This window comes from Mesorhizobium sp. 2RAF21 (genome assembly GCF_052115345.1).
GTDB lineage: Bacteria > Pseudomonadota > Alphaproteobacteria > Rhizobiales > Rhizobiaceae > Mesorhizobium > Mesorhizobium terrae.
Map to the genome: position 1 here is coordinate 7501 of NZ_JBFRGM010000013.1, position 19705 is coordinate 27205.

A 19705-nucleotide genomic window follows, 5' to 3' on the forward strand; every position below is an offset into this window, starting at 1 on the left:
TGCCCAGTATCTATGACGGCATCTACCGGTCCGCCTATTCCTACGGCATGTCCAAGAAGATGACCCAGCAGGTCATCAAGCTGCTGGCTTCCGACGTGGACTACCAGTCGCGCCTTGGCCCGAGCGATCGTCTCGAAGTGCTGTTCTCGCAACCCGACAGCGACGACCAGGCATCCGACGATTCCGAACTCCTCTATGTCTCCGCCAATATCGGCGGCGCCACGCGCAGCCTGTATCGCTTTCAGTTGAAGGATGGCGGCACGGACTACTTTGACGAGAATGGCCGCAGCGCCGAGCAATTCCTGCTGCGCAAGACCGTGCCAAACGGCACGTTCCGCTCCGGTTTCGGCGCCAGGCGTCATCCGATTCTCGGTTATGTGCGCATGCATACCGGCGTCGACTGGGCCGCGCCGACGGGAACACCGATCATTGCCGCCGGTAACGGCGTTGTCGAAAAAGCCGGCTGGGCCGCCGGTTATGGCAAGCAGACGATCCTGCGCCACGCCAATGGCTATGAGACGTCCTACAATCACCAGAGTGCATTTGCCCGCGGCGTCCAGCCGGGAGCCCGCGTGCGGCAGGGCCAGGTGATCGGATATGTCGGCACGACCGGCCTGTCGACCGGTGCCCATCTTCACTACGAGCTGATGGTCAACGGCACCAAGGTTGACCCGATGCGCGTGCGCTTGCCGACCGGCAAGGTGCTGCAAGGCGACGACCTCGTTGCCTTCAAGCGTGAACGCGAACGCATCGACGACCTGCTGAAACAGCAGAATGGCACGTCGCTGAAGATGGCCAGCGCCACCAAGTAGCGCTTTGGCGGACCGCCGCTAATTGCCAAAAGCTCCGCTTTGCATGTCGCCGCGGCCGATCGGACCGCGCCGCGAGGGTTTGGCGGCATACATTGCCTGGTCGGCGGCATTGATCAGCGAATCGGCATCGTGACCGTCGTCGGGAAAGATCGCGATACCGACAGTGGCGCCGACTTCCACCTGCACCTCGCCCACCGCTCGCGCCTTGCCGATGTCGCGCGACAACCGCTGGGACAAAAACAGCACCGATTCTCGGCCAGGGACAGCCAGGACGATGACGCCGAATTCATCGCCGCCGAGCCGGGCGGCTGTCGCGCCCGCCGGTGCGGCTTGCGCGATCTGCCGTGCCACGTCCATCAACACCTCGTCGCCAACCGCGTGACCATGCGTATCGTTGACCGGTTTGAATCGGTCGAGATCGATGAACAGCACCGCGCAGCTCCCTTCATTCTGCCTGGCACTCTCGATCGCCAGGGTCAGGGCTTCGCGGAAACGCCGGCTGTTGGCGAGACCGGTCAGGGGATCATGCCGGGCCGAATCGTGGGCGAGTTTCTCGGCCACTTCGCGGCGTGTGATTTCGCGTGCCAATTGCCGGGTGCGGATTGCCAGGAAGAACAGCGACACGACACCGGCGCACAAAAGCAGCGAGAACAACTCGTCGAGTTGCCATTTTTCATAGGTACGGGTGAATTGGTTGATCCGTTCGAAGAGGTTGACGGAGACGGCGATCGCAAAGAAGCCGCTCACCGCGAACACCCAGCAGCCGGCAAACGCGAGCATGTGCCAGTTCGGCCAGCGCTCATCATTCGAAGCGGCACGGCTGATGTTGCGCCGTTGCAGATCATTGTTCGACATGCCGCCCTCTACCCATGCACGATCAGGTCTCGCGCCGAAACATTTTAGCACATTAGTGGCTGCCGGCATGCGCGCAAAACGGGACGGCGCCGGTTACCGCGATACCCACGCGGAAGCAGGAAGATGGTTAATAAAATGCTGTCAGAGGCTTTCAACCCAAGCTCCCTCGCCCGGGCTGGCCGATCAGTGCTGTGTAACGGTCTTCGCAGGTTGCGAGATCCAGGCCACCAAGGCGGCGACAAAACACATGAAGGCCGAGATCATCGCGACCGCCTGGAAAGCGCGATCCGTGGCGGCCAGCCGTGTCGCTTCGACCGTCGGACCCAACACCGTTTCGGGCAAAGCGCCGAATTCGATACCAACAACGCCTCCGCCGGCCGCCGCATAGACCAGGCTGGCCACGGCACCCAGCGCCGCGACTGCCATCAGACCGGCGAGCCGCGCGATTGCATTGTTGATGCCTGACGCTGCCCCGGTGTCCTTGTCTTCGACCGCAGTCATGATGGCGGTCGAGAGTGGCGACACGACGAGCGCCATGCCCAGCCCCATCACCACCATCAGTGGGAAAACCCCTTCCCAAAAACCCTTGAAGCCGGTCCCGGCCAGCACCGCCAGGCCAGCAAAGGCAATGCCGACGACGAAGCTGCCGAAGGCGATCGGCAATCGCGGCCCTATGCGGTCCGACCATTTCCCGACCGGGCCGGAAAGCAGCGCGATCGCCGCCGACAGCGGCAGGAAGATGAACCCGACTTCGGCCGTGCTGAGACCCCAACCGGCGATCAGCAGCATGGGCAGATAAAACAGTACGGCGGACAAGGCGAAGTAGAGAAAGAAGGTCGCCGCATTGGCGCCGGTGAAGGCGGCGATCCGGAAGAGGCCGAGATCGACCATCGGTTCCCGCTGGCGGCGCTCCCAGAGAAGAAAGACGGCGAGCGCGGCAAGCCCGAGACCGAAAGCCGCGAGGTTCATCAGCCCGGATTTGCCATCGCCACCGGCATTCATCGCGGTCAGCCCGTAGGCCATGGCGCCAAAGGCCAGCGTCGCGAGAGCCGCGCCGCCGAGATCGAGACCGCGCTGCTGCGCAGGCGAATCGGCCGGGACTTTGGCGAGCAGCAACCAGATCGCCAGCGCTCCAAGCGGCAGATTGATGGCGAAGATGGCGCGCCAGATGCCGGAGCCAAAGCTGGACAGAACGATGCCGCCGATCACGGGTCCAAGCGCCGTGGTGAGCGCCGAGGCCGCGGCCCATATGCCGATGGCGCGACCGCGTTCGCTCTTGGGATAGGCCTTGGCGATGATGGCGAGACTGCCCGGCACCATGACGGCGGCACCGATGCCCTGGATTGCCCGAAACAGGATCAGCATCGGAGCATCCGGCGCAAGCGCGCAGGCGATCGAGGCAATCACGAACATCGCGATGCCGGCGACAAATGCTCGCCTGAGGCCGAAGCGGTCGCCGGCGGCACCGCCGGCAAGGATCAGCGCCGAAAGCGTGAGCGCATAGGCGTTTGAAATCCACTGCGCCTCAACCAGGCTGGCACCGAGATTGGCCCGCAATACCGGCATCGCAATTGCCAGGATCGAACCATCGATGAAGCCGAGCGCCGATGCGAGAATGGCGGCAAAAAGCACATAACGCCGGCTGCGCTGCGGACAGAAAGAGTCGGCCGAGGCGTCGGCTCCGCCAAGAATGCCGTCAGTGCCGGTGTCGCTGCGCGCCTGCATGCGCTTGCTTAGCGCAGAGACGGCCAAATCGATATCGGTTTTCAGACAGAACCAAGCGCTGCAGCTAAAATCTCGCTTTGGCGCCGCAGTTATGGCCGGTCAGGTTCCTAGTCCACGAATTCCACCGGCACGCCCGGCTTCACCAGCCTGGCCAGTTCGGCCGCATCCCAATTGGTCAATCGCACGCAGCCATGGCTTTCGGTCTTGCCGATCTTGGACGGCTCGGGCGTGCCGTGGATACCGTATGTCGGCTTGTCGAGCGCGATCCAGATCGAGCCGACCGGCCCATTCGGTCCCGGCGGGATCGTCAGCACCTTGTCGTTCTGGCCCTGCTTGAAATTGAGCTTCGGGTTGTAGGTATAGTTGGGATCGAAGACGACGCGTGACACCGCGTGGATTCCGGTGGGTGAAGGGGTATCGGACGAGCCGATCGTTGCCGGGAATGCGGCCACCAGCTTGCCGGACGCGTCATAGGCGAAAACCTGTTTCAGGCTCTTGTTTGCGACGATGCGCGCCACCGGCGCCTGCACCAGCTTGCCAAAATTGACCACCTTGATCAGCGTGCCCGGGCGATTGAAGTTGACGCCCGGATTGATCGCCTTGAGATAAGCCTCGTCCATGTGAAAGCGCTCGGCCAACGCCTCGGTCACCGACGTGTAGCCCATGCGTTGCAGTTGAGCCTTCTGGCTGTAGTCCTCCGGGATCGAAGCGACATAGGGACCGGCAACGTCCTCGGCGGTGATGGAATAGGTCGCGAAGGCAGGTCCGCCCGATTTCTCCAGCGCTTCCTTGATGGCGGCGGTGTCGGTCGATTTCAGATTGGTTCCGGTGATCTCGCGATAGGCAGCGAGCGCCTTGTCCATGTTGGAGCCGAAACGCCCGTCGATTGCACCCGGTGAAGCGCCGGCACGATCGAGCAGAACCTGAAATGCCGCCACATCCTCGCGCGCGCCGAGCGAAAGCGACGGATTGAGTGCCGCCTTGCCGGACGCCGGCGGCTCTGCCGAGGGCGTTGCGCCATCGGGCTGCGGTGGCCGCGCAGGTTCGATCGACGCTTCCTTCAACGGCTGACGCTGCACAGGTTGCGGTGCGGTGACGCCGGGCTGCTGAGGGTCCGCTGGATAAGGATTGCCGTATCGGTCGACCCTCCCGGGCGCGGGCGGGAAGGAGTCGGCCGAATAGTCGCCAGGTGCCGCATTGTCATAGGCACCGCCGTCGTCTTCGGGATATTGATAGGCGCGCTGATCTTCCATCTGCCGGCGCCTGAGACGGGCCATGTCCTCAGGATCGTCGAGATAATAGCGGTCGTCATCGGGAGCGGTGCGTTCAACTTGCCGTTGCCGGTTCTCCAGGCGCAACGCCCGGCGGTCGAAACGCGTCTGCGGCGGCTGTACCGCAATCACCTTGCCGGTGGCGGGGTCGACGATGACCCGGTTTCCCTTGCCGTCGTAGAAAACCTGGTAGTCACCGTTCTGCGCGACGCGGATGCCGTCCTCGGCAACGCGGGCGGCTCGAACCTCTGGCTCCTGTGTCGGCGATGTCGATGCCATCGCTCCCGACGACAGCAGAACCGCCAGGGCGACAGCGGATAGCGAAAACATTGTGCGCAGCATATTGTCCAAACTCTCAGGCGCGTTCGTCACCGATTTGTCCATCTGCCGAGAGTCACCCCAACTCCTGCGAGGCCATAATCCACCTAACGAATTCACCATGAACTAGGCATGAACATGGCGGCGCGGCAGCGTTTGCGCGACTTCGAGGTCAGGCGAACCTAGCACCTTCTCTATTAATCCAGGCCGAGTTCCTTGCGCTCGCGCTTCGTCAGGTTGCGCCCTGCCAGACGATGACTGTCGCGCAGATAATCTTTCAGCGCCTCGTCATCCATGGTCTCGGCGGTCACCCGCTGAATCCATTTCATGCCGCGCGAGGCCAGATAAGGTGCCGGACGACAACCCGGCTGGTCCTTCAGAATATCGAAGGCGATATCCGAACATTTGAAGGTGACGAAAGGAAGCGAGGACGTCTCGCTCCAACCACCGATGGCGAAGACCTTGCTGCCAACCTTCCAGACATGGGCGCCGCCCCACTGCACGACATGCGAAGTTGCCGGCAAGGAAGCGCAAAAGGCGTTGTAGTCGTCGAGGGTCAAGCCAAGCTCCTTCTCCTGGTGCGGCTTAACCCGCGACAGCCGATATTCATAGAGAAGGCGATGATCGCCTCAAAAGGCTATTGCGGCGGAAAGCCGATGATGATCGCCACAAGTGCCACGACCAGCATGGGACCGAGCACATAAAGCAGTGTCCGCGTGCCGGTGTACCGCGCCTTGGCTAGCTGCTGGGCAGGGATGTTTCTGGCGACGGCAAATCCGATCGCCGCACCGACGGCCGCCAATCCGAACGTGCCGGCTATGATCCAGGCTGAGAAATGTTCCCCCAAAAGGGTATCCGCCGCCACGGCCGATGCCAATGCGATGGCCAAAACGCCAAATCCAAGGCCAAAGAATGCGTAACCGAGAACGATTTCAAAGCGGCGGGTCATGATCGGAATCATTTGATGCTTGAAATAGGTCGCGCCTTCTAGCAGGTGGTCGGCTCGATTTCCAGCTAAGATTGCAATGAATTGCACTTCGCAATCTCTCATAGTGAACACATTTCCACCGAGAACCGTCCATCCACTCAGCCTTCAGCGACGCCTCAACAGTGGATGCACCGCCCCCGGCCGAAACGAGGGGTGATTGATTGCTGGCTGCGTCAGGACCCCATCGCTGCCGAGAGCACGCGGAATATGCGCTCGTCCCGTGACTGGGCGACATTGAAGCGCAGGTACCGATTGGCCGTCCGTGAAACGCTAAACGCGTTGCCCGGCGCCAACACGATATCTTCGGCAAGCGCGCGGCGGGCAATATCGGCCGCGTCGTGCCCGTCCGGCAAGCGACACCACAAGAACATGCCGCCACGCGGTTCGATCCAGGGCTCGATGCCGAGCGGTTCAAGCCGCTTGACTGTTTCGGCCATCGCCGCCGACAGGCGCTGCCTGAGCGCCTCGACATGCTTGCGATAGCTGCCGTCCTTCAGCAGCGCCAAGACCAGTTCAGCCGCGAGCCGTCCGCCGCCGAAGCTGGTCGATATTTTGAGATCGGTCAGTCGCTCGATCCACTCTTGTGGCGCCGCGATGTAGCCGCAACGCACCGAGGCCGACAGCGTCTTGGAAAAACTGCCTATGTGGACGACGCGGTTCAGCCCGTCGAAAGCCGCCAGCCGTGGAGCGGGCTCCATTTCGAAATCGGCGAAGATGTCATCTTCGACAATCGTCAGGCCCGATTGATCGGCCAGCTTGAGAAGACGATGCGCGGTCACCGGGGAAAGCGTCGCGCCGGTTGGATTATGCAGCGCGGAATTGGTGATGTAGAGGCGCGGCCGGTGCTCAGCGAGCGCCAATGCGAACAGGTCGAGATCCGGTCCCGTGGGCGTATAGGGCACACCGACGATGTTGGCGCGATGCGCGCGCAGGAGCGCGTGAAAATTGAAATAGCAAGGGTCATCGACCAGCACCGTATCGCCCGGCTCGAGCAGCAGTCGGCACAGGAGATCGATTGCCTGCGTGCCCGATTCCGTCAGCACGATCTGGTTGGGTGACGCTTCAATGCCGTACTCGCCCATGCGGCGCACAAGCAATTGGCGCAACGGAGCCAGTCCGAGCGGTGTGCCATAGGCGGCCAACACCGGGTCCTTGGCATGGGCGATGCCGCGCAACGCCCGCCTGAGCGCCGGTTGCGGCATCCAATCGGCAGGCAGCCAGCCGCAGCCGGGTTTCAGGACCCCTTCGCCAGCTTCGAGCGACTGGCGCGACACCCAGAACGGATCGATTTCCCGATCCAGTCTTGGCCCGACTTCGGCCAGCGACAGCGGCGCCAGCGGACCGCACACATAAAAACCCGAGCCGGGACGCGAGCGGATCGCGCCTTCGGCCGCCAACCGTTCGTAGGCCTCGACCACGGTCGAGGTGGAAACCTGCATGGTTTTGGCGAAGGCCCGCACGGAAGGCAGCCTGGCGCCAGGCGTCAGCTGGCGCGCCGAGATGCGCTGCCGCACCGTCGCCATGACGGTTTCTATCAACGTTTCGCCCTTGCCCGAAGGGTTGGTCAGGCCGTCCATCTGTAGTGCCACCGTATCCATAACAGTTCTATCAAACTGTATCGCATTGTATCTGGCTCCGCCACCTCGATCCCGCCGATAAGGTTGGACGGATTGCGAGGAGTTTGCGCATGGACAAAGCGACGAGCGGATGGATCAACGGTTTCGTGGGCGTGCTGATCTTCAGCGGCTCCCTGCCAGCGACCCGCGTGGCGGTGATGGATTTCAGCCCGGTCTTTCTGACCGTGACGCGGGCCACGCTGGCCGGTCTGCTCGGTCTCGCCTTGCTGATGGTCTTTCGCGAGAAGCGCCCAAGCCGCGACGACCTCGTTTCGCTCGTCATCGTCGCGCTCGGCGTGGTGGTGGGCTTTCCGCTTTTGACCGCGCTGGCGCTCGAACATGTCACCTCGGCGCACTCCATTGTCTTCATCGGCCTTTTGCCGCTAGCCACCGCCATCTTCGCCGTGTTGCGTGGCGGCGAGCGGCCGCGCCCGGCCTTCTGGATGTTTTCATGCCTTGGCAGCGCGCTGGTGGCCGGTTTCGCACTATCGCAAGGCCTTTCCGCCTCGCCGGTCGGAGACCTGCTGATGCTGGCGGCCGTCATCGTCTGCGGCCTGGGTTATGCGGAAGGTGCCAAGCTCTCGCGCCGGCTGGGCGGCTGGCAGGTCATCTGCTGGGCGCTGGTGCTGTCGCTGCCGGTGATGTTGACGCTCAGCATCGTCACCTTTCCGCCGACACTTCACGACGTCAGCGCGGCTGCCTGGACCGGGCTCGCCTATGTCTCGCTCTTCAGCATGCTGATCGGCTTCATCTTCTGGTATCGCGGGCTGGCGCAGGGCGGCATCGCCGCGGTCGGGCAGCTGCAGCTTCTTCAGCCCTTCTTCGGCCTCGCGCTGGCGGCGGGCCTGCTGCATGAGAAAGTCAGCCCCGCCATGGTGGTCGTCACCCTTGGCGTCGTGCTGTGCGTGGCGGGCGCGAAACGCTTCGCCGGATAGCCGCGATAGCCAATGAAAAGGCGCACCCTTCATCGAAGAAGAGGCGCGCCTTGGAGTTGTATGGAGTCTGTCGGGCCGGGAGCCTGGTCAGGCAGCCTTTTCGGCTTCCGCGGTCACCGTCGGCTTCGAGCGGAAGTTCAGCCGGTCGGAGCCCGCGGTCACCTTGACGGTCGAACCGTCGAGGATCTCGCCCATCAATATCTTCTCGGCGAGAGGATCCTGCAGTTCCTTCTGCATCACCCGCTTCAGCGGCCGCGCGCCATAGGCCGGGTCGTAACCCTTGTCAGCCAGCCACTCGATTGAGTCGGCGTCGAGGTTGAGCCCGATCTTGCGGTCGACCAGCAGGTTCTCCAGCCGCTTCAACTGGATCTCGACGATCCGGCCCATATCCTTGCGGCGCAGTCGGTGGAACAGGATGACCTCGTCGATACGGTTGAGGAATTCCGGCCGGAACGAAGCCTTCACCACCGCCATCACCTCGTCGCGCACGGCGTCGACATCCTGGTCTTCGCCGAGATTGACCAGATATTCGGCGCCAAGGTTCGACGTCATGATGATCAGCGTGTTGCGGAAGTCGACGGTGCGGCCCTGACCGTCGGTCAGGCGACCGTCGTCCAGCACCTGCAGAAGCACGTTGAAGACATCCGGATGCGCCTTCTCGATCTCGTCGAACAAGACGACCTGATAGGGCCGGCGCCGCACCGCTTCGGTCAGCGCGCCGCCCTCCTCATAGCCGACATAACCGGGAGGCGCGCCGATCAGGCGGGCGACCGAGTGCTTTTCCATGAACTCCGACATGTCGATGCGCACCATGGCGCTCTCGTCGTCGAACATGAACGAGGCGAGAGCCTTGGTGAGCTCGGTCTTGCCGACACCGGTGGGGCCGAGGAACATGAACGAGCCGATCGGCCGGTTCGGATCCTGCAGGCCGGCGCGGGCACGCCGGACGGCTTTGGACACGGCCTGCACGGCTTCGCCCTGGCCGACGACGCGCTTGGCGATCTCGTCTTCCATCCGCAACAGCTTGTCGCGCTCGCCTTCCAGCATCTTGTCGACCGGAATGCCGGTCCAACGCGACACGATCTGGGCGACGTGGTCCGGCGTGACCACCTCCTCGACCATGCCGCCGCCCTGCCCGTCGCGGGCCTCAGCGTCGGCAAGCTGCTTCTCCAGTTCGGGGATCTTGCCGTAGGCAAGTTCACCCGCGCGCTGGAATTCGCCCTTGCGCTGCGCAATCGCCAGTTCGTTTCGGGTCTCGTCGAGCTGTTTCTTCAGATCGGCGGCCAGCCCGAGCTTCTGCTTCTCGGCCTGCCACTTCGCGGTCAGCGCGTCGGACTCTTCCTCGAGTCCGGTCAACTCCTTCTCGAGCCTGCCGAGGCGATCCTTGGACGCGTCGTCCTTCTCGACCTTCAGCGCCTCACGCTCGATCTTCAGCTGCATGATGCGTCGGTCGATCTCATCCAGCGCTTCCGGCTTGGAATCGACCTGCATACGCAACCGCGAAGCCGCCTCATCGACCAGGTCGATCGCCTTGTCGGGCAGGAAGCGGTCGGCGATGTAGCGATTGCTCAAGGACGCGGCCGAAACCAGGGCGGAGTCGGAGATGCGCACCTTGTGGTGCTGCTCATACTTCTCCTTCAATCCGCGCAGGATCGAGATCGTGTCCTCCACGGTCGGCTCATCGACAAAGACAGGCTGGAAGCGACGGGCAAGAGCCGCGTCCTTCTCGATATATTTGCGGTACTCGTCGAGCGTGGTCGCGCCAACGCAGTGCAATTCGCCGCGCGCCAGCGCTGGCTTGAGCAGGTTGGACGCATCCATCGCACCATCGGCCTTGCCGGCGCCGACCAGCGTGTGCATCTCGTCGATGAACAGAATGATGCCGCCGGCAGCCGAGGTGACTTCGTTGAGCACGGCCTTCAGCCGCTCCTCGAACTCGCCGCGATATTTGGCACCGGCGATCAGCGCGCCCATGTCGAGCGCCATCAGCTGCTTGTCCTTCAAGGATTCCGGCACATCGCCATTGACGATGCGCAACGCCAGGCCCTCGGCGATCGCCGTCTTGCCGACGCCCGGCTCGCCGATCAACACAGGATTGTTCTTGGTGCGCCGCGACAACACCTGGATGGTGCGGCGGATCTCGTCGTCGCGGCCGATGACCGGATCGAGCTTGCCGGCACGGGCATCGGCGGTCAGATCCCGCGCGTATTTCTTCAACGCGTCGTAGCTCTGCTCGGCGGACGCCGAATCGGCGGTGCGGCCCTTGCGGATGTCGTTGATCACCTGGTTCAGGGCTTGCGGGGTAACGCCGGCCTTGGCGAGGATGTCGGCGGTCTTGGCGGACTTCTCCATGGCGAGCGCCTGCAAAAGGCGCTCGACCGTCACGAAGCTGTCGCCGGATTTCTTGGCCAGATCCTCGGCCGTCGAAAACACCTTGGCGAGCGGCTGCGCCAGATATAGCTGGCCGTTGCCGCCTTCGACCTTGGGCAATGCGTTGAGGGCTGCGTCGACGCCGACTTCGACATCGCGCGGACGCCCTCCTGCCCGCTCGATCAGCGACGCGGCAAAACCTTCGTCGTCATCGATGAGTGCCTTGAGGACGTGTTCGGGCGTAAACTGCTGATTGTTGCGATTGAGCGCATATTGCTGCGCGGACTGGATAAAACCGCGCACGCGCTCGGAATATTTTTCAAGATTCATCATTGTCTCCTTCCGTCACCGGCCCGCTTTGCGGCACCGGATCAGCCTTGGTGACGGACCCGCTCTTCTGAGCCGGACCCTGTTCGACCGTGATATGGGACGTAAGCCCCTGTCTCTCAAGACGCCTTGATGCCGATCAAGGCAGATATTTCACGGCGCCGTCTGACGGCGAACTATAGCGCAGACAAACAAAAACGGCGGAGATTTCTCCCCGCCGCCTGCAATCAACAATTTCGGAGCGCTCAGCTTTCGGCGCTGGCCGCTGGCTCTGCCGTTTCGGCTGTGGCCTCGGCGCTCTCGGCGCGCGGCTTGCGCGGACGTTTGGCGCGGCGCGGCGCTGCAGCTTCGGTCTCGGCTTCGCGGGCTTCAGCCTGCGCGGCGAGCGCTGCCGGGTTGAAGCTCTCGAATTGCGGCGCTGCCGCCGGTTCGGCGGCAATCACCGCAACCGGCTCAGCGGCCACAGCAACAGGCTCGGCCTGCGCCGCAGCCTGCGGCTGGGCCTCGTCGCGCCGGTTGCCATTTTCGCCGCGCGGACCACGGTCGCCGCGCTGGCCGTTCTGGCCATAATTGTTGTTGTGACGGCGATCGCGGTGGTTGCGGTTGCCGTTGTTGTCGCGATAACCGTTTTCGCGGCCGTTGTTATCACGACCATTCTCGGAATTGAGCGCGACCTCTGCCGGCGTGCCCTCGATCATCGGCTGCGGGCCCGAGCCATTGTTGCCGGGCTGTTGGCCTTCGCCGGCATTGGCGCCGTTGTCGAAGTCCTCGCGTTCCTCGTCGAGATCGTCGTCGAAGTCGTCGCGATTCTGCTGGAAGTTCTGGATCGGCATCTGCGCTTGCGCAGCAGCGATGATGCGGTTGTAATGTTCGGCGTGCTGGAGATAGTTCTCCGCCATCACCCGGTCGCCAGAGCTCATCGCGTCGCGTGCGAGGGTCGCATATTTCTCGGCGATCTGCTGGGCAGAGCCGCGGATCTTCACATCCGGACCGTTGCTCTCGTAGTTGCGGTTGAGCGGGTTCGGCCCCTTGCGGTTGTTATTGTTATTGTTGTTGCCGCCGCCGCCATTGTTATTGCGACCGCGCATACGTCTATTCTGCTGTTGTGGCCTCATCAGGGTCTCTTCGGTTCAAAAGCTTGAAAAATCATCGTGTACGGCGGCGCTCATGCGGCCTGCCGTTTCGGTGTTTCACCGGTGCTCGCACGCATCGATTGCGTTGGCGCCACGTGTCATCCTGTTCCGGTTACATCACTTGCCGGATGATTCCCGCACGAAGCTAGAGCGTCGTTTCGCAAGAAGGCAGCTATTTCAAAGGAAACCGAATCGCTAAGAGCACTGCCTGCTTCGTCTCATCCGGTAAATCGACCCTAGCCGCATTCCTTAGCCTTGCCAAGCGGTTTTTCGCCGCACCTTCAAGCTTTTCCATCTCTTGCAAATACAAGCACACGATCGTTTCCACCCAGATCGCGCAACGCCGTTACCACCGGAAATCCCGCGTTGTGGAAAATTCCGGTCACGTCCGTATTCTGGGAACTGCCAATCTCCACCGCGACGATTCCGCCGGCTTTCAGATGGCTTGCGCTTTCTCTAGCGATCACCCGATAGGCATCAAGCCCATCGGCCCCGCCGTCCAGCGCACGCAGCGGATCGAAATCGCGCACTTCCTTCTGCAACGTTTTGATCTCGGCGCTGCTTATATAGGGTGGGTTTGAGACGATTACATCAAATTGCCCGGAAATAGCGCCGAACCAGTCGGACTTTGTGGCCGCGAACCGTTCCGACAAACCAAGGTCTCGGGCATTGCGCAGGGCAGTGGCCAGCGCATCATCGGAGATATCGGCACCGACGGCGACGGCCTGTGGAACCGCCGCCAGAAGCGCCAGCGCGATCGCGCCGGTGCCCGTGCCAAGATCGAGGATACGGCAGGCGCCATGCCGTTCGACCATCTGGGCAATGAGGGGCAACACTGCGTCGACCAGCGTCTCCGTGTCGGGGCGCGGCTCCAGCGTTTCAGCGGAAAGGCTGAAACGCAACCCGTGAAACTCGCGAAAGCCAAGAATGCGATGCACCGGTTCGCCGACGATGCGGCGCGTGAGAGCGGCATCGGCTGCGGCCACCGCTTCGGCATCGATCATTCGGGCCGGATCGGAGATCGCCTCGGCGCGCGTGGTGGCGGTAAAATGTTCGACCAATAGCCTGGCGTCGAACGCGGCGCCGTCGATGCCGGCGGATTCGAGCCGTCGCCGCGCATCACGATGAAGAGCACCGAGCGTCGAGGCAAGCGCGGGATCGATCAACTTCACCGCTTTTCGCGCCTCACGCTTCCTTCATGTCGGCCAAAAGTTTCGACTGGTGATCGGCGATCAGCGCACCGACCACATCGTCCAGATCGCCCTCCATCACCCGCTCGAGCTTGTAGAGGGTGAGGTTGATGCGATGGTCGGTGAGACGCCCCTGCGGGAAATTATAGGTGCGGATACGTTCGGAACGGTCGCCGGAACCGACCTGCGACTTGCGTGATTCCGAACGCTCCTCGTCAGCACGGCTGCGCTCCAGGTCATAAAGCCGGGCCCGCAGGATCTGCATGGCGCGCGCGCGGTTCTGGTGCTGCGACTTCTCCGCCTGCACCACCATGATGCCGGTGGGCAGATGGGTGATGCGCACCGCCGAATCGGTGGTGTTGACGTGCTGGCCGCCGGAACCGGAAGCGCGCATGGTGTCGATACGGATGTCCTCTGCCCTGATCTCGATATCGACTTCCTCGGCCTCCGGCAGCACCGCCACGGTTGCCGCCGAGGTATGGATGCGCCCTTGCGCTTCGGTTGCCGGCACGCGCTGCACCCGGTGCACGCCGGATTCGAACTTCAGATGCGCGAACACGCCCTTGCCGGAAACCGAGGCGATGATTTCCTTGAAGCCGCCCATATCGCCGTCGCTGGCGGAGACCACCTCGAAACGCCAGCCTTTGGAGGCGGCATAGCGCTCATACATGCGATAGAGATCGCCGGCGAACAGCGCGGCCTCGTCACCGCCGGTGCCGGCGCGTATTTCCAGGATGGCATTGCGTTCGTCGGCCGCGTCCTTGGGCAGAAGCAGGATCTGGATTTCCTGCTGCAAGGCTTCGATGCGCGTTTTGACCGCGGGCAGATCGGCCTCGGCCAATGCGCGCATTTCGGCATCCGTGCCCTTGTCGCCGAGCATCGCCTCAAGATCGACCTGCTCGCGCTCGGCGGCGCGCAAGGCACGAATCCTGGCAACCAGTTCCTGGATGTCGGAATACTCGGCCGCCATCTTCACATAGGCATCCGGCGCAGGGCCTGCCGCCATCTGCGCCTCGAGCATGTCGAAACGCTTGACGACTTGGTCCATGCGGTCGCGGGGTAGATTGATCATGGGATATCGAAGGTTTCTTACAAAGGAATGCCGCGGTCGTCCGCGAAGGCCTGCAGCAGCGCGCGGATCGGCATGCCGGTGGCGGGCTGGCTGAGATTATCGGCGAAGAAGGCTTCCAGCTCTTCCAGCGGCAGGTCGGTCAGCATCGCCTTGACCGGGCCGATCGCCGCCGGCGACATCGAGATGGAGCGGAAACCGAGGCCGATCAGCGCCATCGCCGAGATCGGCTTGCCGGCAAGTTCGCCACACAACGTCACCGGTGTGTCGTTGCGATGGCCGGCATCGGCGATTTGCTTGAGGACACGCAGGAACGGCACCGACACCGGGTCGAAGCGGTCGGCGAGCTGGGTATTGCCACGGTCCACCGCCATCACGAACTGGAACAGGTCGTTGGAACCGACGGAAACGAAATCCACCACCTTCATCAGCTCGTCGAGCTGGAACAGCAACGACGGCACCTCCAGCATGGCGCCCAGCTTGAGGCTGGTCGGCAAATGATGGGCGAACCGCGACAGATGCCGCACCTCGCGCTCGATGATCTCGCGCGCCTGCGCAATCTCGCCGAGCTCTGTCACCATCGGCAGCATAACCTTCAACTCGCGTCCGCCGGCTGCCTTGAGCAGCGCGCGGATCTGCGTCCGCAGCAGCCCTGGCCGGTCGAGAGTCAGGCGGATCGCACGCCAGCCGAGCGCCGGATTCTCTTCCAGCGTGGCGTTCTTGAAGTAGGGCAACACCTTGTCGCCGCCGATATCGATGGTGCGGAAGGTAACCGGCTTGCCGCGCGCCGCCTCCAGCACATCGCGATAAAGCTTTTCCTGCGCCTCGGCGCGCGGGAAGGTGGCGGCCACCATGAATTGCAGCTCGGTCCGGAACAGGCCGATGCCTGCAGCGCCCGATTCCACCAACTGCGGCAGGTCGACCGCAAGGCCCGCATTCATCAGCAGGTCGATCGTGACGCCATCCTTGGTCTCGGAAGGCTTCTTGCGCAGCTCGCGATAGAGTTCCTGCCGGCGCGCGCGAAAGCGCACCTTCTCGGCATAGGCTGCCTCGAGATCGGCCTGCGGCCTCAGGTGAATCGCACCTTCTTCGCCGTCGACGATGATTGGATCGCCGTTTTCCGACATCGAGACGGCGCCCTTGACCTGGCCGGCGACCGGAATGCCCATCGCACGCGCCACGATGACGACGTGGCTGGTCGCCGCCCCTTCCTCAAGCACCAGTCCGCGCATCTTGTCGCGCGGATAGTCGAGCAATTCGGCGGCGCCCATGGAACGGGCTACGATGATGGCATCCTTGGGCAGAGAGGCAGCGATGTCTTCCGGACCGCGCCCCATCAGCTGGCGTAGCAGCCGGTTGGCGAGGTCGTCAAAATCGCTCATCCGCTCGCGCAGATAAGGATCGGTCATGTGGATCATGCGGGCGCGCATGTCCGACTGCACTTTTTCGACCGCCGCTTCCGCGGTCAGGCCGTTGCGGATCGCCTCCTCCAGCCGCCGCACCCAGCCGCGGTCATTGGCAAACATGCGATAGGCTTCCAGAACCTCGCGGTGCTCGCCCTCGAAGGCGACGTCGCGCCGCTCCAGCATGTCGTCGATCGAAAGCCTGAGCGAACCGAGCGATTCCTCCAGCCGGCGGATTTCTTCCTCGCTGTCCTCGTTGAACAGGTTGGTGACGACGATGCGCGGCTCGTGCAGCACGACATGGCCGAGCCCGACGCCGTCGTTGAAGGACACGCCGGTAAAAGAGACTGGCCGACTGAGATCGAGCTCCATGCCAGGCCGCGACAGCCTGGCGAGGTCGCCCGTGGCGACCATCTCGGCGATCACCATCGCCGTGGTTTCCAGCGCCTCGACCTCGTCCTCGCGATAGACGCGCTTGGTGCGGTTCTGCACGACCAGCACGCCGAGGGTGCGCCCGGCCCGCAGCACCGGCACACCGAGGAAGGCGTGATAAATCTCCTCGCCCGTCTCCGGCAGATAGGCGAAGGCGGGATGTTCCTGCGCGTTGGAAAGATTGAGCGGTCGCGCGCTGGCGGCGATGGTGCCGACGAGACCCTGACCAAGGCGCAGCTGCGCCAAGTGAACCGCGTTCTTGTTGAGACCTTCGGTGGCGTAGAGCTCCAGTACGGAATCGGCGCGCAACACGTAGAGCGAACACACTTCCGCGACCATGTTGGAGGCGATGTCGCGCACGATGCGGTCAAGCCGCTCCTGCGGCTCCAGCGGCTCCTGCATGAGCTCGCGGAGCCGTTTCAACAAAACGCGCGGGCCAACGGCCGTCTCACGCATCACGGCTTCTCTCCAAAGGCGACGGGGCCGGTGCGGTTCCCGTCGCACCGGCCCAACGCAAAACCGACTCGGGTCTCCTACTGCTTATCGAGACCGTAGACGGAATGCAAAGTGCGAACAGCCAGTTCCGTGTAGGGACCGTCGATCAGGATCGAAATCTTGATCTCGGAAGTAGTGATCGCGCGAATATTGATGCTTTTTTCGGCAAGTGCCTTGAAAGCCGTCGCCGCGACGCCGGCGTGGCTCCTCATGCCGATGCCAATGACGGAAACCTTGGACATGCCCTCATCGTGCTGAAGGGCGTCGAAGCCGACGGTCTGCTTGACCTTGTCGAGCACCGCCAGGGCCTTGGCGACATCGCCGGACGGCACGGTGAAGGTCATGTCGGTGGACTTGCCGTCCTCCGAGATGTTCTGGACGATCATGTCGACATTGATGTTGGCCTCGGCCAGCGGCCCGAAGATGCCGCCAGCCACGCCCGGTCGGTCGGCGACGCGGCGCAGCGATATCTGCGCCTCATCCTTGGCGTAGGCGATACCGGTGACGACCTCTTGTTCCACGATTTCATCCTCTTCGCATATCAGCGTTCCGGGCGGATTGAGAAAATCGCCCATACCGGGCGCATCCGGATCGTCGAAGGACGATCGCACGAAGGTGCGCACCTTGTGTACCATGGCAAGCTCCACCGAGCGCACCTGGAGAACCTTCGAGCCGAGCGACGCCATCTCCAGCATTTCCTCGAAGGAGATGCGATCCAGTCGCCTGGCCTTGGGTTCGATGCGCGGGTCTGTGGTGTAGACCCCGTCGACATCGGTGTAGATATCGCAGCGGTCTGCCTTGACCGCGGCAGCGATCGCCACCGCGCTGGTGTCGGAGCCGCCGCGGCCCAGTGTCGAAAGGCGATTGTCGGGTGCGATGCCCTGGAAGCCGGCGATCACCGCGACCTGGCCTTCCTTGAAACGCTGGACCAGGAACGAGCCGTCGATATCCAGGATGCGGGCAGCGCCATGCGCGCCGTCCGTCTTGATCGGGATCTGCCAACCTTGCCAGGAGCGCGCATTGATGCCCATCGACTGCAGCGCGATCGCCAAAAGGCCCGACGTCACCTGCTCGCCGGAAGCAACGATCGCGTCGTATTCGCGCGCATCGAAGAACGGGCTGTTGGCGCCTGTCACCTTCGGCATGCCTTGCACCCAACCAACGAGTTCGTTGGTCTTGCCCGACATCGCCGAAACCACCACCGCTACTTCATGGCCTGCCTCGACCTCGCGTTTGACGTGACGCGCCACATTGTGGATGCGGTCGAGGTCGGCGACGGAGGTCCCGCCGAACTTCATCACGATGCGCGCCATGGAAGCGGAATGCCTTTGAATGCTGGCCAGGTGGCCGAAGATGGACAGGAAAGCCCCGGCTGGCCGAGACGCAAAAATGCGCGGCCTCCTTAGCCAAAACACGAGGTCTTCGCAAGGCACACGCTACCGATGTGGCAGCATGGCGCAATTGTCTTGCGTCTCGGCCGCCAGCGCTGCGGAAGCCTTCCGCCGAAGCCTGGCTATGCCTTCAGAGGGCCGCCAATCGACCAGCTGTGGCCGAATGGGTCGCGGAACTGGCCATACCGACTGCCCCAGAATGCATTCTCCAGCGGCATGGTAACGATGGCACCGGCGGCGACTGCGCGTTCCCACCATGTGTCGGCGTCATCCACTGCCAGATGAACCGTCACGCCATGTGGCTTGTCGGCCGACATGCCAAACTCCGGGAAAAGGTCCCACATCATGACATCCGAACCATTGATGCGGATGTGTGCATGCATCAGCCGCTTGCCGTCTTCGGCCTCCTTGCGGCTTACTTCTTCGGCACCGAACGCCTTTTTGTAGAATTCGATCGCCTTCTTGGCACCGTCGATGGTCAAGCAAGGGACTATCCCGTTCAACGCGGTCATTTCAATCTCCCGACGTTCTTCTTCGTGCATCCTAGCAGCGAGCGACGGCTTGACGATGGTCAACCGCCGATGCAGATTGAAGTTCAAGTATATACTTGAATGAGAACCTGAATGGCAAGAGCTTCAACCAGGGGCAATGTGTTCGCTGCCATTGCCGACCCGACGCGACGGCGCCTGCTTGAGCGTATGGGAAACAGGGAGCGGTCGGTTGCGGAACTGACCGCTGAAGTCGATGCGACACTGGCCAATGTCTCGCTGCATCTGCAGGTCTTGGACCGCGCCGGCCTGGTGCGACGGCGCGTGGCTGGACGCCAGCGCCTCTACCGGCTGAACCCTGCGCCCCTGGCAACAGTTACCGACTGGGTCGCGCAGCTCTCGACCTTCTGGAGCGACAAGCTCGATGGGCTAACCGAACTGGCGCAGAAACTCGATGCTGAAGCCGATCGATCTGATATTTGAGCGCGATATCCGCGCTTCGCTTGCTACGGTGTGGGCCTGCCTCACCGACCCGAAGCTCATCGCGCAATGGTTCTTTGCCGTCGATTTCAAACCGCTCGTCGGCCATCGTTTTCGCATCAGCGGCGAAGCCGTACCAGGCTGGCGCGGCTGGACCGAAGTCGAGGTGCTGGAAATCGTGGCGCCGACCCACATGGCCTGGTCGTTCGACTGCGCTGACAAGGCGCCGGCCGGCCGCGTCGTCTTCTCGCTACAGCAGCACGTGGGCTTCGTGCGGCTGGTGTTGACCCACAATGGGCAAGTACCCGCGACGACGCTGCGTCTGCTCGGTGCCGGCTGGGAGGAATACACGGGAAATTTGCGGACGCTTGCCGAGACGCTTTGACCAGGCAGAACTTTTGGAAAAC

17 protein-coding genes (1 of these 17 cut by a window edge) are annotated in these 19705 nt (G+C 62.8%); 4 read left to right on the plus strand and 13 right to left on the minus strand.

Annotated features, from left to right (window positions below):
* Window positions 1-812, plus strand: partial view of a M23 family metallopeptidase gene (locus tag AB4136_RS21250; RefSeq protein ID WP_137901715.1) — the final stretch only. The gene continues 1150 nt to the left of window position 1, outside the view; only the last 812 of its 1962 coding nucleotides appear in the window; its start codon lies off the left edge, out of view; it ends in the stop codon at window positions 810-812.
* An 18-nt stretch (window positions 813-830) separates the two neighbouring features.
* Here AB4136_RS21250 and AB4136_RS21255 read toward each other — a convergent pair whose 3' ends face one another.
* The 6 genes from AB4136_RS21255 to AB4136_RS21280 all read right to left on the minus strand — a co-directional run bounded on the left by AB4136_RS21255 (window position 831) and on the right by AB4136_RS21280 (window position 7546).
* Window positions 831-1667 (minus strand): GGDEF domain-containing protein, encoded by an 837-nt coding sequence (locus tag AB4136_RS21255; RefSeq protein ID WP_024922638.1) that lies wholly within the window; start codon window positions 1665-1667, stop codon window positions 831-833.
* Between the two features lie 183 nt (window positions 1668-1850).
* Window positions 1851-3392: an MFS transporter gene (locus AB4136_RS21260; protein WP_137901714.1), complete on the minus strand. Its 1542-nt coding sequence runs from the start codon at window positions 3390-3392 to the stop codon at window positions 1851-1853.
* Between the two features lie 107 nt (window positions 3393-3499).
* Window positions 3500-5005, minus strand: a complete 1506-nt coding sequence (locus AB4136_RS21265) for a L,D-transpeptidase family protein (RefSeq protein ID WP_137901722.1) — start codon at window positions 5003-5005, stop codon at window positions 3500-3502.
* A 173-nt stretch (window positions 5006-5178) separates the two neighbouring features.
* Window positions 5179-5541: an MmcQ/YjbR family DNA-binding protein gene (locus tag AB4136_RS21270; RefSeq protein WP_137901713.1), complete on the minus strand. Its 363-nt coding sequence runs from the start codon at window positions 5539-5541 to the stop codon at window positions 5179-5181.
* Between the two features lie 77 nt (window positions 5542-5618).
* On the minus strand, window positions 5619-6017 hold the full coding sequence (locus tag AB4136_RS21275; RefSeq protein WP_137901712.1) for a hypothetical protein: 399 nt from the start codon (window positions 6015-6017) through the stop codon (window positions 5619-5621).
* 125 nt (window positions 6018-6142) lie between these two features.
* Window positions 6143-7546 carry an aminotransferase-like domain-containing protein gene (locus AB4136_RS21280; RefSeq protein ID WP_137901721.1) on the minus strand — a complete coding sequence of 468 codons (1404 nt, stop codon included), beginning with the start codon at window positions 7544-7546 and terminating at the stop codon, window positions 6143-6145.
* 110 nt (window positions 7547-7656) lie between these two features.
* On the opposite strand from AB4136_RS21280, the gene AB4136_RS21285 reads away from it, so the two are divergent.
* A complete protein-coding gene (locus AB4136_RS21285; protein WP_137901711.1) occupies window positions 7657-8520 on the plus strand; it encodes a DMT family transporter in 864 nt (287 codons plus the stop codon).
* A gap of 87 nt (window positions 8521-8607) precedes the next feature.
* On the opposite strand, the gene clpB is transcribed toward AB4136_RS21285, so the two are convergent.
* The 7 genes from clpB to AB4136_RS21320 all read right to left on the minus strand — a co-directional run bounded on the left by clpB (window position 8608) and on the right by AB4136_RS21320 (window position 18929).
* On the minus strand, window positions 8608-11220 hold the full coding sequence (gene clpB / locus AB4136_RS21290; RefSeq protein WP_137901720.1) for an ATP-dependent chaperone ClpB: 2613 nt from the start codon (window positions 11218-11220) through the stop codon (window positions 8608-8610).
* 242 nt (window positions 11221-11462) lie between these two features.
* Entirely contained in the window at window positions 11463-12305 is an 843-nt protein-coding gene (locus AB4136_RS21295; protein ID WP_441931569.1) for a DUF4167 domain-containing protein, read from the minus strand.
* Between the two features lie 326 nt (window positions 12306-12631).
* Window positions 12632-13516, minus strand: a complete 885-nt coding sequence (prmC, locus tag AB4136_RS21300) for a peptide chain release factor N(5)-glutamine methyltransferase (protein ID WP_441931570.1) — start codon at window positions 13514-13516, stop codon at window positions 12632-12634.
* Window positions 13517-13535: 19 nt separating this feature from the next.
* Entirely contained in the window at window positions 13536-14612 is a 1077-nt protein-coding gene (gene prfA, locus AB4136_RS21305) for a peptide chain release factor 1 (protein ID WP_137901709.1), read from the minus strand.
* 17 nt (window positions 14613-14629) lie between these two features.
* Complete coding sequence (ptsP, locus tag AB4136_RS21310) at window positions 14630-16900, minus strand: phosphoenolpyruvate--protein phosphotransferase (protein ID WP_137901718.1); 2271 nt, start codon at window positions 16898-16900, stop codon at window positions 14630-14632.
* A gap of 77 nt (window positions 16901-16977) precedes the next feature.
* Window positions 16978-18252 (minus strand): aspartate kinase, encoded by a 1275-nt coding sequence (locus AB4136_RS21315; protein WP_024922649.1) that lies wholly within the window; start codon window positions 18250-18252, stop codon window positions 16978-16980.
* A 200-nt stretch (window positions 18253-18452) separates the two neighbouring features.
* A complete protein-coding gene (locus AB4136_RS21320; protein WP_244431344.1) occupies window positions 18453-18929 on the minus strand; it encodes a VOC family protein in 477 nt (158 codons plus the stop codon).
* Window positions 18930-18953: 24 nt separating this feature from the next.
* Between AB4136_RS21320 and AB4136_RS21325 the strand changes: the two genes are divergently transcribed.
* Entirely contained in the window at window positions 18954-19301 is a 348-nt protein-coding gene (locus AB4136_RS21325) for an ArsR/SmtB family transcription factor (protein WP_024922651.1), read from the plus strand.
* Window positions 19273-19683: an SRPBCC family protein gene (locus tag AB4136_RS21330; RefSeq protein ID WP_024922652.1), complete on the plus strand. Its 411-nt coding sequence runs from the start codon at window positions 19273-19275 to the stop codon at window positions 19681-19683. The genes AB4136_RS21325 and AB4136_RS21330 overlap by 29 nt, the downstream gene beginning before the upstream one ends.
* The last annotated feature ends 22 nt before the right edge of the window (window positions 19684-19705 follow it).

What these genes read in the sequence shown, in the direction of transcription:
- AB4136_RS21265 (WP_137901722.1), bottom strand. Translation starts at nt 5,005, where the DNA reads ATGCTGCGCACAATGTTTTCGCTATCCGCTGTCGCCCTGGCGGTTCTG.
- clpB (WP_137901720.1), bottom strand. Translation starts at nt 11,220, where the DNA reads ATGAATCTTGAAAAATATTCCGAGCGCGTGCGCGGTTTTATCCAGTCC.
- AB4136_RS21330 (WP_024922652.1), top strand. Translation starts at nt 19,273, where the DNA reads ATGCTGAAGCCGATCGATCTGATATTTGAGCGCGATATCCGCGCTTCG.
- AB4136_RS21295 (WP_441931569.1), bottom strand. Translation starts at nt 12,305, where the DNA reads ATGCGCGGTCGCAATAACAATGGCGGCGGCGGCAACAACAATAACAAT.
- prfA (WP_137901709.1), bottom strand. Translation starts at nt 14,612, where the DNA reads ATGATCAATCTACCCCGCGACCGCATGGACCAAGTCGTCAAGCGTTTC.
- AB4136_RS21255 (WP_024922638.1), bottom strand. Translation starts at nt 1,667, where the DNA reads ATGTCGAACAATGATCTGCAACGGCGCAACATCAGCCGTGCCGCTTCG.
- ptsP (WP_137901718.1), bottom strand. Translation starts at nt 16,900, where the DNA reads ATGCGTGAGACGGCCGTTGGCCCGCGCGTTTTGTTGAAACGGCTCCGC.
- AB4136_RS21285 (WP_137901711.1), top strand. Translation starts at nt 7,657, where the DNA reads ATGGACAAAGCGACGAGCGGATGGATCAACGGTTTCGTGGGCGTGCTG.
- AB4136_RS21325 (WP_024922651.1), top strand. Translation starts at nt 18,954, where the DNA reads ATGGCAAGAGCTTCAACCAGGGGCAATGTGTTCGCTGCCATTGCCGAC.
- AB4136_RS21315 (WP_024922649.1), bottom strand. Translation starts at nt 18,252, where the DNA reads ATGGCGCGCATCGTGATGAAGTTCGGCGGGACCTCCGTCGCCGACCTC.
- AB4136_RS21280 (WP_137901721.1), bottom strand. Translation starts at nt 7,546, where the DNA reads ATGGACGGCCTGACCAACCCTTCGGGCAAGGGCGAAACGTTGATAGAA.
- AB4136_RS21260 (WP_137901714.1), bottom strand. Translation starts at nt 3,392, where the DNA reads ATGCAGGCGCGCAGCGACACCGGCACTGACGGCATTCTTGGCGGAGCC.